Source organism: Gilvimarinus chinensis DSM 19667, from assembly GCF_000377745.1.
Taxonomy (GTDB): Bacteria; Pseudomonadota; Gammaproteobacteria; order Pseudomonadales; family Cellvibrionaceae; genus Gilvimarinus; species Gilvimarinus chinensis.
The window spans coordinates 168,391-182,082 of record NZ_KB898710.1; the positions used below are offsets into that span (position 1 = coordinate 168,391).

11 protein-coding genes are annotated in these 13,692 nt (G+C 52.7%); 4 read left to right on the forward strand and 7 right to left on the reverse strand.

Annotated elements, in window-relative coordinates:
- Positions 1 to 114: 114 nt before the first annotated feature.
- Positions 115 to 2,799: a bifunctional acetate--CoA ligase family protein/GNAT family N-acetyltransferase gene (locus D568_RS0114200; RefSeq protein WP_020210274.1), complete on the forward strand. Its 2,685-nt coding sequence runs from the start codon at positions 115 to 117 to the stop codon at positions 2,797 to 2,799.
- A gap of 67 nt (positions 2,800 to 2,866) precedes the next feature.
- The gene (locus tag D568_RS0114205) at positions 2,867 to 3,349 is read left to right on the forward strand and encodes a hypothetical protein (protein WP_020210275.1); all 483 of its coding nucleotides are present in this window, start codon (positions 2,867 to 2,869) and stop codon (positions 3,347 to 3,349) included.
- A 54-nt stretch (positions 3,350 to 3,403) separates the two neighbouring features.
- Here D568_RS0114205 and mdoH read toward each other — a convergent pair whose 3' ends face one another.
- From mdoH to nagA, 6 genes are all read right to left on the reverse strand, one after another.
- Complete coding sequence (gene mdoH, locus D568_RS0114210; protein ID WP_020210276.1) at positions 3,404 to 5,350, reverse strand: glucans biosynthesis glucosyltransferase MdoH; 1,947 nt, start codon at positions 5,348 to 5,350, stop codon at positions 3,404 to 3,406.
- Entirely contained in the window at positions 5,322 to 6,947 is a 1,626-nt protein-coding gene (locus tag D568_RS0114215; RefSeq protein ID WP_020210277.1) for an OpgD/OpgG family glucan biosynthesis protein, read from the reverse strand. Before D568_RS0114215 ends, mdoH begins: the two co-directional genes overlap by 29 nt.
- Before the next feature lie 222 nt (positions 6,948 to 7,169).
- Complete coding sequence (locus tag D568_RS0114220) at positions 7,170 to 8,090, reverse strand: histone deacetylase family protein (protein ID WP_020210278.1); 921 nt, start codon at positions 8,088 to 8,090, stop codon at positions 7,170 to 7,172.
- A 16-nt stretch (positions 8,091 to 8,106) separates the two neighbouring features.
- Positions 8,107 to 9,312: a DUF5009 domain-containing protein gene (locus tag D568_RS0114225; protein ID WP_020210279.1), complete on the reverse strand. Its 1,206-nt coding sequence runs from the start codon at positions 9,310 to 9,312 to the stop codon at positions 8,107 to 8,109.
- Between the two features lie 65 nt (positions 9,313 to 9,377).
- Positions 9,378 to 10,169, reverse strand: a complete 792-nt coding sequence (gene nagB / locus D568_RS0114230) for a glucosamine-6-phosphate deaminase (protein ID WP_020210280.1) — start codon at positions 10,167 to 10,169, stop codon at positions 9,378 to 9,380.
- 14 nt (positions 10,170 to 10,183) lie between these two features.
- A complete protein-coding gene (gene nagA / locus D568_RS0114235) occupies positions 10,184 to 11,335 on the reverse strand; it encodes an N-acetylglucosamine-6-phosphate deacetylase (RefSeq protein ID WP_020210281.1) in 1,152 nt (383 codons plus the stop codon).
- 201 nt (positions 11,336 to 11,536) lie between these two features.
- On the opposite strand from nagA, the gene D568_RS0114245 reads away from it, so the two are divergent.
- Positions 11,537 to 12,169 carry an RpiB/LacA/LacB family sugar-phosphate isomerase gene (locus D568_RS0114245; protein WP_020210283.1) on the forward strand — a complete coding sequence of 211 codons (633 nt, stop codon included), beginning with the start codon at positions 11,537 to 11,539 and terminating at the stop codon, positions 12,167 to 12,169.
- A 68-nt stretch (positions 12,170 to 12,237) separates the two neighbouring features.
- Here the strand turns inward: D568_RS0114245 and D568_RS0114250 are convergent, their stop codons facing one another.
- Positions 12,238 to 13,059, reverse strand: a complete 822-nt coding sequence (locus tag D568_RS0114250; protein WP_020210284.1) for a universal stress protein — start codon at positions 13,057 to 13,059, stop codon at positions 12,238 to 12,240.
- A 149-nt stretch (positions 13,060 to 13,208) separates the two neighbouring features.
- On the opposite strand from D568_RS0114250, the gene D568_RS0114255 reads away from it, so the two are divergent.
- The gene (locus D568_RS0114255) at positions 13,209 to 13,685 is read left to right on the forward strand and encodes a MaoC family dehydratase (RefSeq protein WP_020210285.1); all 477 of its coding nucleotides are present in this window, start codon (positions 13,209 to 13,211) and stop codon (positions 13,683 to 13,685) included.
- Positions 13,686 to 13,692 lie beyond the last annotated feature (7 nt).

Sequence of the window (13,692 nt, forward strand, 5' to 3'; positions counted from 1 at the left end):
TAGCTTATAGAGAATGTATCAGTGGTTTTAACACATTCAGTGGATGGTAACGAAATTAAATCTATGATGAGTTGCCACTATCCAACGACTGCACACAAGTTCTAAAATTGGCTCATGAGTCTTAAACATATCGACAAATTATTACATCCTGCATCGGTAGCTGTTATCGGCGCCTCTAACCGAGCCAATCGGCCCGGTAACGCTGTTATGCGCAATTTATTGCAGGCAAATTTTGCCGGGCCCATCATGCCGGTTAACCCAAAGTACTCGGCCATAAACGGTGTGCTCGCCTACGGCTCGATCAACGAGCTGCCCGTGGTGCCAGATTTGGCGATTATCTGTACCCGCGGTGATCGCGTACCGGACATCATCGAGCAGTTGGGCGAGTTTGGTTGCCGCAATGCCATCGTGATTGCGGCGGGGCTTGCACAGCTTCAGGTGGATGGTGGGAGCGTGCAAGAGGCTATGCTCGCCGCAGCGCGGCGCTGGCAGATGCGTATTCTCGGCCCCAACAGCCTTGGGCTTATGGTGCCGGGGTTGGGGTTAAATGCCAGCTACGCCCATACCGCTGCCTTACCCGGCAAGCTTGCCTTTGTCAGTCAGTCGTCTGCAGTGTGCACCACTATTCTGGATTGGGCTGAAAAGCGCGGTATTGGCTTTTCCCATTTTATTGCGCTGGGTGATGGCGCCGATGTGGATTATGACGAGCTGTTGGATTATTTGGGGCGCGACGCCAAAACCAATGCCATTTTGTTGTACGTAGAGTCTATTCGCAGCGGCCGTTTGTTTATGTCCGCCGCGCGGGCCACCTCGGTATATAAGCCGGTTCTGGTCATTAAAACTGGCCATACCCTGCAAAGCCTTGAGGCCGCGGCCACCGTTGCTGCAGATCAAATCGGCGCCGACAGTGTGTACGACGCCGCCTTCCGCCGCGCGGGGATGTTGCGGGTGGGAGAGTTACGCGAGCTGTTCGCCGCCGTAGAAACTCTCGCCCATGGTAAGCCCATTCACGGTGAAAGACTTGCCGTACTTACCAATGGCATAGGCCCGGCGCTGATGGCGGTGGATACGCTCATCAACAATGGCGGCCGACTGGAAACCCTTAGCGAACAAACCCTGCAGCGATTGCGCGATGTGGTGCCGGTAGGTGGGCACAGCGGCAACCCGGTAAACTTGTTGGGCGATGCTTCGCCAGAGCTGTATCAACGGGCGTTAGACATCCTTTTAGACGCGCCAGAGGTTGATAATTTACTGGTATTACACGGCCCCTCGGCGCTGGTGTCCGGAGAAACCTACGCGGCCAAAGTGATTCAAACCATCAAGCGAAAACCGGGGCGCATCCCCAATGTGCTGGTTGCGTGGATGGGCGAGGGGGCTTCGGTGGCGGCGCGGCAAAAATTCTCGCGCGCGGGGGTTGCATCGTTTCGTACACCCGAAGGGGCTGTGGGCGCGTTTATGCATATGGTTCAATACCGCCGCAACCAAAAACTGTTACTGGAAACACCCGAGTCGGTACCTGCCGGCATCCCTCACGATATTCTCAGTGCTCGCAAAGTGGTTAATCTGGCCCATAGCCGGGGTGACAATCAGTTAACCACCGAAGATATTGTGCCGCTTTTGCAGGCGTACGGTATTAAAACCTTGCCCACCTCTACCGCACTGACTCCTGGTGAAGCGGCGCTGCAGGCCTCAAGCATCGGCTTTCCGGTAGCGCTTAAAATTGTCTCGCAGGATATTTTGCATAAATCGGAAGTGGGTGGCGTGGTTCTCAATTTACACGCCGCGCAAGAGGTGCACCAAACCGCCGAGAACATGTTAAAGCGCGTGGCCACCACTTATCCCAACGCCCGCGTCGAAGGCTTCACCTTACAGCAAATGGCCCGGCGCGCCGGTGCGTACGAGCTGCGCATTGCCGTAAAAAATGATCCGGTATTTGGCCCGGTTATTTTGTTAGGCGAGGGCGGCACCGAGCTGGATACGGATCGCCATACCGTCGTCGCTCTGCCGCCATTAAATATGGCGCTGGCCCGGTACTTGGTTATTCAGGCGCTGGCTGAAGGTAAAATCCGCGACCGCAACTTGCAGCAGCCGCTGAATCGTCACGCGCTTGAAGTACTGCTGACACAAGTAAACCAAATTGTTATTGACCACCCGGAAATTCAAGAGCTGGATATTAACCCCGTGCTGGCCTCCGGCGCCGAGCTGACGGTGCTGGATATCAGCGTTAAGCTTGGCGACCCCAATGCACGACAGCTCGCCATCCGTCCTTACCCCAAGGAGCTGGAAGAAAACATTCGCTTGAACAATGGCCGCGATGTCATTTTGCGGCCTATTCGCCCCGAAGATGAGGCAACTCATAAAGAGTTTGATCGGCGCCTACTGGGGGTCGATCGCTATAACCGTTACTTTTCTGAAATGCCAAGCCTGGGGCACGAGCAGTTAGCACGGCAAACACAAATTGATTACGACCGTGAAATGGCGTTTATTGCCAGTGCTGTATGTGACGATGGACGCGAAGAAACACTGGGCGTTGTACGCGCCTTAATGGATCCGGAAAACACCGAGGGCGAATTTGCCGTTGTGGTGCGCGCCGATATGAAAGGCCAGGGCCTGGGCAAGCGTCTGCTAAAAAAAATGCTCGACTACTGTCGTGATAGCGGTATTGACTATTTAACGGGCGAAACCATGCTGCAAAATCACGGTATGGCAGGATTGGCCCGCTCTTTGGGTTTTGTGGTAAAGCGCGATATGGACGAGGGCGTTATTACCATGCGGTTTGATTTTAAACCGTTACAATAACCATTGTATCTGCTTGGTAGTTTTTCAGTTGTTTATAGAAAACTATTGAAAGAAAGATTAACTTCCTATGAAAGTACCTGATAGCGTTGTGCCCCTTCTACAAAAAGTAACCTCCCAGCGGGCATGTGAAATTGAGTTTTGGCGGTATTTAAAGGAAGAGGACTTTCTCGATTCCCTTTTTCAGTTATCTGATGAACTAATGCTATCGGAAATAGAAGAGAGTTCTCTTCCAGAAGGTTATTTTCTTGTGGCATACATATTTAATTGGGAGACCAACTGTCAATTCAGTGATTGGTATGCGATTGAAAATAAGCGTGATGAAATGGAAAAAATCATCTTATGCTATCGAGAAGTTGGATTATACTCCGAGGCCGCTGCCTTAACGAAAGCGGTTAAGGCTTGGGAGGTAAGTCAGCGAGACGAGGCGGCAGTGAGTCTTGCGTACAAGTCTGTATCAAATAAATACAGTGATGAAGACGTACGGTTCGAGTATTTAGCAGACTTCTTTTCTCGGTATTCCGATTCCTGCTTTTACGAGCACTCCTGCTGAACCAAGGTAAATGCAGCTGAAGTGCTCGCTGGTGATATTTTGTATCGCTTTAGCTTAGAAGCTCTGAATCGGCATATCCCGCCACCTTGATGCTGGCACCGCAGGCTCCGGGCAATCCGGATAATCACCACGGTCTTCGTGCAACAGCGTTGCTACCTCGGTAAGCACAGCCGGTTCGTGGGTTTCTGGCGGTGTGATAAAAATCCCTTTAGTTCGCAGCCATTGGCCAAGAGATAAGCTGCTGCTGTAGCGCACGATAGGCGCGGCCAGTACCAGGCCGGCCAGCACCGGGGTCATCCACCAGAAGAACACGGGGGTGAGTACGTAGGTGACGGCGCCCCAGGCGATCGCCACCAGGGTGGCGGGCAGGGTATGAGCAAAGGCTTCGCGCCACGGTACCATACGCCCTTCACGTGCCTGAGCGTTCCAGCTGACTTTGTGGCCCACCAGTACCGAGATCACAAAGTAGGCATGAAACACCATCATCAATGGTGCAATTAAAATGGCAAAAGCGGTTTCGACCACCGCACCAATCATCAGTTTAAAGGCTCCGCCAAATTCTCCGCGCCGATGTAGTAAAGCGATAATTACGCCGAACACCTTGGGCAAAATAAGCAGCGCCACGGTTAAGCTGAGCAGGGAAAAAATTAACCCGGTTTTAGCGATGGGCCAGTTGGGGAATAATTGAAAACCGGAGGTAAAAAATTCGTTGCTGGTGGTGGCACGCACGACCGCATCGATACTGCTGAGCGCGAGCATACTAAGCCACAGTAATGACGACACGTAGGCGACGGCACCTTGAAAAAAGTGTAAGCGACTTAACCCATGCAGGCCTTTGCCACGGATAATCCCCATGTGTTGAATATTGCCCTGCACCCAGCGTCGGTCGCGGGTAGCGTAATCGAGCATATTGCTGGGCACTTCTTCGTAGCTGCCGCGCAAGTCGGCCAGCAGTATCACATCCCAGCCTGCGCGCCGCAGCATGGCAGCTTCCACAAAGTCGTGGCTGAGAATTTCACCGCTAAACGGGCCGCGGCCTTTCAGCTCTGGCAGGCCACAGTGCTGCATAAATGGCTCGATACGAATAATAGCGTTGTGGCCCCAGTAGTTGGCCGTGTCGGTTTGCCAAAAGGCGAGGCCGGTAGCGAGCATCGGGCTGTAAAGATCGGCGGCAAACTGCAAAAAGCGACCGAACATGGTGTGCTGGCGTACCGGTACTGGAACGGTTTGCACCAGGGCGGTTTTGGGGTTTTGCTCCATGGCGTGCACCAGCGATAGCATGCACTCGCCACTCATGACGCTGTCGGCATCCAGCACAATCATCGATTCGTACTTGTCGCCCCAACGACAGCAAAAGTCGCTGACGTTACCGACCTTGCGCCCAGTGTTCTTAACTCGACGCCGATAAAAAACTTTTTCCGCAAGCGGGCCCAAGCGTTCACACAAGCGCTGCCAGGCACCGGCTTCGGCGCGCGCGATTTCGGGATTTTGTGTATCGCTGATAAGGTAAAAGTCGAAGGCGTCCAATTGGCCGGTTTTTTCCAGGGAGCGCAGACTTGCCTCAAAGCCCGCAATAACGCGAACCGTGTCTTCGTTGTACACCGGCATGACAACAGCGGTGCGAGTGCTGACTTTCGGGTACGGGTCGGGTATCGATGTTTGTCGCTTTAACGTAAGGGGGTCCAGCTGAAACAGCTGTAATACAAAGCCGATAGCGCCGCTAGTAAAGGCGAATACGATCCAGAGAAACGTAATGGCGAATAAGCCTAACAAACTTATTTCAAGCCAGGTAATGTCGTTGGGGCGCAGAATTTCAAACATCATGCCCACGCCTAGCGCTCCTAGCACCAGTACCATGGTGAAGAAAAGCACCCGGCGTGCGGTTATGCCCGGCATAGCGATGGTATTTTCCGTCAGATGCTCTGCGTCGCTTGCGGGGTTTTGCTCGTCGGTTGATGGTTGCGACGACATTTTACTGTACAGCGTCGGGGTACCAGACATAGCTCCAAACCTCGCTCAGTTGTTGGTCGCGCATGGATAAAGACACTTGCATATCGGCAGGACCTTCGCCTTCGGGAATCAGGGTAAAGGCGATCCGCCAAGTACCGGGTGCGGGTAATGATTGAACCACCACGTCGGTAATTTCACCCCCGGTGACGGCGGTTTTTGCTTTCAGCTCGGCCTCGGGTGAAATGTTGTGCAACTCGCCGCCGCTAAAGTCGATGGCAAACTTACGGTGTGAGCGAGGCGGTCCATCCTCCTGGCCCGGAATGGCGGCCCAGCCCGTGCGCGTGCGCTCTACCTGGGCGAGAGATTGCTCGGGCAGGCGGTCTTCAAAGGTACGCAGCTGATAAGCGTACAAATGTTCGGCTTTGGGCTGCAGGGGTTCCTGCGGTACCCAATAGGCAACGATGTTATCGTTGGTTTCGGAGTTGGTGGGAATTTCCACCAACTCAACCCGTCCGGCACCCCATTCACCTTTAGGGCTTACCCACAGGCTTGGGCGTTCAGCGTAATGAGCTTCAGCGTCTAAATAACTGTTGAAGTCGCGGTCTCGCTGCAGCAGGCCAAAGCCTTTGGGGTTAGTTTCCTGCAGGGAGGAAACACGCAAAACCCTCGGATTGCTTAGCGGGCGCCAAGTCCAGTTGTTCTGAGCGTTTTGCACCAAAAGGCCGTCGGAGTCGTGAATTTCAGGGCGAATATCGTCTACGTAGCGTGTACTGTTTTCGCCGTGAAAAAACATACTGGTTAAAGGTGCGACGCCAACTTTATTAATTTCGGTGCGCGGGTAAAGCGCAGCATCCACATCAACAATGGTGGGGGCGCCGGGCTTTAGGGTGAAGCGATAAGCGCCGCTTATGGATGGGCTGTCCATGAGTGCTACCACGGTTAATGTGGTTTGCTCTTTATCGGGCTGTAGCAGCCAGAAATCTCGAAATACCGGAAACTCCTCACCGCTGCTTTCGGCTGTATCTACGGCAAGACCTCTGGCAGAAATGCCATACACCTGCCCCGGCCCCACAATGCGAAAGTAGGTGGCACCCTGAAAGACAATAAATTCGCTTTTGCGATCGGCCTCGTTGAGAGGGTAGTGCACTCGAAAACCCGCGTAGCCGAGATCGGCCGTAACAGCGTCGGCGATGGGTTTAGCCTGATCACCGTAGCGGAAAAATTCGGGTTTAAAAGGAATACGGGCATTGGCACCGGCGCGGTCTACGGTGGTGATGTTGACCGGCTCATTATAGTAAAAGCCCGGGTGAAAAAACTGCACTTCAAACAGCGAGTCGTGCTGCCACAGGCCAGCTTCGCGACGAAAATGAATGGAGCGGTATTGTTCGTAATTCATCTCGCGCAAGGTTTGCGGCACATCGTATTCGGGTTGCTGATAGGGCTGTTCAGCAAGCTTAGACGCGCGACCTTTGGCGATGTTGAAGACAACATCGGGCGCGTTTTTTTCTGAAGTTTGCGCAGCTCCTGGCATGGAAATGCCACTAAGCGCAAGGCAGGAAAAAAATAACAGCGCGTAGAAAACCTTACTCGCCAGTTTGGTTTGGGCAGGCCTTGAAGAATCACGGTAGCCGCGCGAAACATTGCTCATGGAGGTATCCCGGGTAAAGTTGACCAGACAGAACCCTCATATCAGCAATTATTTTGCCAGTTCATTAATTGTGTTTTAAAAGGCTTAATTTGAGTCGAAAAGGTTTCAACGTCGAGAAAAATGATCATTTTTGTGGGTGTTAAAAGGCTGGGAGCAGGACGAGGTAAAAGAGTCTTTGTAGGCTTTACACGGCGATGGATAATCGTTGCAGAGTGGTAAGCATTAAAGTTTGGCAAGACCTTTTATATGAGCAACAACACTGCGACCCAGCGCGGGTAGGTCGTACCCCCCCTCTAGCATAGAGACAATGCCTTTGCAGTCTGGGTGAGTGTCCACATAGTCGCGTAGGGTTGCACTTACCCATTGATAGTCCTGCTCAACCAGGCTGACCGACGACATATCATCGAGCAAATGGGCATCGAACCCCGCCGATATAAACAGTATCTGCGGTGCGAAATTTTCCAGCGCGGGCAACCAGGCTTGTTCTACAGCGCGGCGAAACTCAGTGCCCTTAGCCGTAGCCGCGAGAGGGGCGTTGACGATATAAGGGCGGTCAGGTTGAGTGTCGGTGTGGGGGTAGAAGGGGTGCTGGAACGTTGAGCAAAACAGGACTCGGGGCTCGTCGAGAAAAATATCCTGCGTGCCGTTGCCGTGGTGAACATCAAAATCGAGAATAGCGACGCGGTTTATGCCGGCCTGATCCAGCGCATAGCGAGCGGCAATGGCAATATTATTGTAAAAACAAAAACCCATGGCACGGGCCCGCTCGGCGTGATGTCCAGGGGGGCGAACATTGCAAAAGACGGCTTTTGTGGTGCCCTGCAGCACTAAATCCACGGCTTGCGGGCCGGCCCCGGCGGCGTGGCGTGCCGCCGTTAACGTGTGTGGGCTCATCCAGATATCATCGGCAAAGGTACGCACGCCGCGCGAAGGAGGCATACCCTCAAGGCTTGTTAAATATTCTTTGTCGTGTACTGCATGTAACTGTGCATCGGTGGCAGGCTGGGCGTCTCGTTCGCTGATGACAAACTCTAAGCCACTGGCGATCAGCTGATTGCGAATGGCCTCAATGCGCTCGGGGCATTCGGGATGCCCCTCGGGGGATAAGTGTTCAAGGCAGCTCGGATGGCTGATGATGATCATAACGGTTGAGCCCAGACTAGAGTTTTAATTTCACTCCTAGTCTACTCAAAAATGCACCAATCCACATAATGACCAGAGCGAATCCGACAGACCACAAAATGCCAGCGGTTCCGGAGTCGAATAATACGGGCCGGTAAGCGATGCCCATCAAACCAAAAGCGGCAATAACGATGTAGGGCAAAATATAAACCAGTAGCGGATTTGCCGCTGCCGGAGCAAAAAACTGGCACCAGCGGTTGTGGCCGCGGACATCCACCAGCCAATAGGTGAAGCAAAAAATTAAGCTGCAGAAAAATACGCTAAACAATCCCCAGCTGGGTGTCGCCCAGATTTTTGAAATGGGCGAAACTTGCCACACCTGAAGCGCAAGAACGCCACTTAAAAGAACGAACAGGCTGGCGGATAGGGTTTTGCTGCCAGACAATTGAGTATTATAAAAAAGCGTCGAGAGTGCCGCGCCCGCGAGCACGATCGCGGCGTGAGTGTTGTTACGATTGTTTTCTTGCACAACGGCAAAAACCGAGTTGGCGTCGGCGTGAATATTTTCAATAGCAAAAAACAAGGCGAATAAAATCAGAGCGCCGCTGACAATAAACGCCAGGTGAGCTGCTGCGCGGCTGGTGTTTAACGACAGTAAATAAACGACACTGGCCATTAAATAGGCCCAGCCGATTAACCCTAAAATGCCCCACCATTGGGTCGTCATACCCTGGCCATTATTGCCTTCGTACAGGTACCAGAGAGTCAGCAGTAATAGAGCGCCGAGCAGTTTGGGTATACGGCTGGCGACGGAAGACCAGTGCCGGGGGTAGTGACACCAAATTAACAGCACGGCGGCGTACATCAACAGTACCCATGCGTTCATGGGCAGCGCCATGGCTTCCTCGTCGTAACCACTTATAGTGTTGACCATAAATACCCCGATAACGATCAAGCTGAGGCTGCGCACCAGTACATGGCCAAAAATGTCTCTTAGGTTATCCCCTTTGTTCAGCCGTGCCGCCGTGGCAAAGGGTATGGACATGCCAACGATAAATAAAAACGCCGGGAAAACTAAATCGACAAACGTCATGCCGTCGACATCGGCCGGTAAGTGTTTCATCCAGGTGGGAATGTTTTGCACTCCGGCCAGTTCATTCACGAACACCATGGTAAGAATGGTAATGCCGCGGAAAACATCGATGGAGAGTACGCGCTGCGCTGCAATGGATAGTTGAGTCATGTAAGCCGATGTTGTTGTTATTGTGAGTGGCGCACCCGTATAAGCGGGGTGCGCCTGCGAAGGTGTTATTGCCCCAGCTTTTTCTCCAGCTGCTGGTTCTCTCGCTCAATATGTTTAAAAAACTCCGGATCGCTTAAGGCGCTGGCGGCGTCTTCGTCAATGATCAGTACCGCGTCTTTGTGCAGTTGCAAGGCTGACGCTGGGCAGGCCGCAGTGAGTGGGCCTTCGACGGTGGCTTTAATAGCCTCTGCTTTGGCGGAGCCGGTAGCTAACAGCACGACTTTTTTCGACTCTAATATCGTGCCTATGCCCATGGTGATGGAAAGGTGAGGCTGGTATTCACCCTCGGCAAAAAAGCGTGCGTTGTCGTCAATGGTGGCTTTGGTTAAGGTTTTTACCCGGGTGCGTGATGCCAGAGAGCTGGACGGCTCGTTAAAGCCGATGTGACCGTTGCGGCCAATTCCCAGCAGCTGGATATCAATGCCGCCGGCGGCGCTAATGGCTTGTTCATATTCCTCACACGCAGCTACTGGATCGGCGGCATTACCCGGTGGAACCTGAGTGTTTGCTTTGTCGATATCCACATGATCAAACAGCTTTTCGTTCATAAAAAAACGATAGCTTTGTGGGTGGTCGCCATCGAGTCCCAAATACTCATCCAGGTTAAAACTTTTGCTGTGCTTAAAGCTCAATTCGCCCTTGTTTGCTAACGCAATTAATTCGTTGTAGAGGGCAACCGGAGTGGAGCCTGTGGCCAGACCCAGTACCGAGTCGGCTTTTTTGTTCAATTGTTTTTTGAAAATTTGTGCCCCGTAGGCGGCGACTTCAGCGGCGTTTTTTAAAATAACGACTTTCATTGTTGCTCCGAAAATTAATGTTGTTTGAAATCGCCAGCCACCCAGGTGGCGGTGACAGAAAAGTCATCGGTAAAGTGGACTAAATCCGCGCGATAATTCTGCTCGATACGACCGAGCTGGTTGTGCAATTGCAGGTACTCGGCCGGGTAGAGTGACGCCATGCGCAGACACTCGTCGAGGCCCAGGCCAACATCCTGATGGGTAATGCGAACCGCGTCGATCATGCCAATGGCGCTACCGGCAAGTCGGCCTTCGGCATTCACCAACGCGCCGTCTTTTTCAAAAATTTCTTCGCCGTAAATAGTGAACGATTTCTGTACGCTGCCCACAGTAGACATGGCATCGGTCACTAAATAGACCTTACCTTTGGGTTTGGCGTTGATCGCGGTGCGTACCGAGGCCGGGTGAACATGGTGGTTGTCGCAAATAATGCCGCACCAGGTGGTGTCGGTATCCAGCGCCGCACCTACCACGCCTGGCTCACGACCGGTTTGCGGGCGCATGGCGTTGTACAAGTGAGTAAAGCCGGACAAGCCTTCCTCTACCGCTTGCACTACTTCTTCGTAATGGGCATTGGTGTGCCCGGCACAGACGATAACCCCGGCCTCAACCAGCTGGCGGATTTGGCCGGGCTTAGCGTGTTCTGGGGCCAGCGTCAGCATCACCTTGGCATCGCCAATGTGCGTTAACCAGTCGAGGTCTTCGCCTTCGATCTCGCGAATATACTTGGCATTGTGGGCACCGCGTTTGTCCATATCGAAAAAAGGCCCTTCGATATGAATACCAAGCACACCGGCCATCTTTTGTTTCAGGGCGTCGCTAACGGCTTTAACGCCCGCTTGGTGGGTGTCGCGCGTGTCGCTGATGAGCGTCGGCAACATGCCGGTCGTGCCGGTAGGGCGGTGGCCGTCGAGCATGGTTTGCAGAGCACTGACACTGGTGTCGTTAGTAAAAAACGCGCCGCCGCCGCCATTGACTTGTAAGTCGATAAAGCCGGGCGCGAGAATACCGCCGTTGAGCTGCACGATTTCGGCGTCCGGATACGCTTGGACAACGTTGTCATTTTCAAGTAAAGCAAAAATTTCTGAGCCGTTGATAATCAAGGCCTGGTTGTCTATAAAACCGTCGCCGGTAAAAATTCGGGCGCCCATTAAGGCTTGTTTCATGGTGTTTTACCTGTCGCTTGTGTTCGCTTGCAGACATTATCGGCCGAGTGTGGTGATTTTGCAATCAGTGACGCAGGTGCTAGGGGCGCGCAGCAGATTTGGTAAGGCCGAAGCGGTTGACCAAATGAGGCGCGGCGGTTATGGTGTGGGCCTGATTTCTCCTGTCATTTATTTTAAGTCGCATAGCGTGAGAGAGTTGTTATGAAAATTGCGTTAATGAACGAATTTAGCCAAGCCGGTAAAAACCCTATTATTCTGCAAGAGTTGCAGGCGGTGGGCGCCGAGCAAAATCACGACATTTTTAATGTGGGGATGGATGGCGATAACGACCATCGTTTGACTTACATTCACCTGGGAATTATCGCCAGCCTGTTGTTGAACTCTAAAGCCGTGGACTTTGTCGTCAGTGGCTGTGGCACTGGCCAGGGCGCACTGATGTCGTTAAATGCTTATCCCGGTGTGTGCTGCGGCTATTGTATTGACCCTGCCGATGCCTACTTATTCGCGCAAATTAACAATGGCAATGCGCTGGCTTTGCCTTTTGCAAAAGGTTTTGGCTGGGGCGCCGAGCTGAATATCCGTTACATTTTTGAAAAAGCTTTTACTGGCGTGACGGGCCAGGGCTATCCGCCAGAGCGTCGTGAGTCTCAGGTTGCCAACGCTGGCATTTTGAACAGCGTTAAAGAGGCGACTTCAAAGAACTATCTGGATGGTCTGAAGGCGTTAGATCCCGAGCTGGTTAAGCAGGCTGTCGGTGGTGAGCGTTTCCAGAAGTGCTTTTTTGACGGTTGTCAGCACGCGGAAATAGAAGCGTTTGTGCGCAGCTTTATTTAAATCGACGTAAATAAAAAAGCCCGGCATGTGGGTAACATGCCGGGCTTTTTATGTCCGATAACGCGAGATTAACCGTGGTTAATCACCATAACATCGGTATCAAGTGCATCAATCAAGCGCTCTGCGGTATTACCGCGGCGTGTTTTCGTCATGCCGTTCTGACCCAAAGTACCCATTACCACTAAGTCGGCATTGATTTCTTCGGCAACCTTCGAAACAACGTCTGAGGTGTAGCCGTGATCGACGTGAATGTGGTCAGCAGACAGACCCGTCTCTTTGACCAGGCGGCCGCGATCAGGGTAATTCATTGAATCCATATAGCCGTTTACAACGTGCAAATCTGCACCGTATACGTTTGAGATATAGCGTGCACTGGAAAGAATTTTTTCATTCAGCTCGATTTGCACGTCGCGCGTGGCTTGGAAGTTAACCGCAGCAAGCACAGTTTTGCGTTGGTCGTGAGCGCCAGGACGAATCAGAACCACTGGGCAATAAGCGCCTTTGAGCAGATCCCACTTCGATTCGGTAAACAGGAAGCGACGGCTGCTGGTGGTTTGCGCGTGCACAGGCAGATAAATTAAATCGGCGTTGGCGCGCTTGGCCGATTGCATGATGGATTCTTGCCATTCCGATGACCAGGAAACCTCCACCAAGTGTTCAACGCCTGCTTCGGTTAGCACTTTGCGGATTTTTTCTTCAAACCAGCTCTGATCGCGCACCAGATTGGCGTTGTAGGCTCGGGTGTCTACCGCATCGCCATCGACGGCGACAAACACGTGTACAAAAGGTTTGACCTCTTGTAACTGTGAGGTCATTTTTACGCGTTCCAGAGCGACGTGTTGCTCGTCGTTCGGGTCCACAACGACAAACATCTTCTGTTGTTTGGACATGGGTTCTCCTGCGTATCCCTGTAAAGTTAATGAGCCGTAGCTCTCTATTATGAGCCGTCAAGCATAGCAACTTGCCGCGCTTGTGGGTAGCGTGGTGTTGCCGTTATCAGAGTACAATGGCGCTTTTTTGACAAAGAGCAAGCCCATCTATGAGTCAGTTACACGCTATCGCCTTTGGCGACCTGTCCCTAGAGCAACAAGCCAGCTACAGCAAAACCTTGAGTGCTGAAGATATAGCACTGTTCGCCGCCACCAGTGGTGATGTTAACCCGGTACACCTGGACGCAGCCTATGCTTCCACCACGCCCTTTCAAGAACCGATCGGGCATGGCATGTGGTTGGGGGCGCTGGTGTCTGCCGCTATTGCTACTCGCATGCCGGGGCCTGGCTCTGTGTATCGTGCGCAATCGCTGCAGTTTAAGCAGCCCATTAAAGTGGGTGATACCGCAACGGTGACTTTGACTGTGACCGGTTTGAAGCCACGCGTTCGCTTAGTCACTATTGGTTGTGAGGTTCACAATCAAGACGGTGTGCTACTGGCTAAGGGGGAGGCCGAGGTGATAGCCCCGGCTGAGGGTGGCGTGGTGCAGGCCCCGGATTTACCGAAAGTAACGGTTGAGAGGTAGCGCTCTG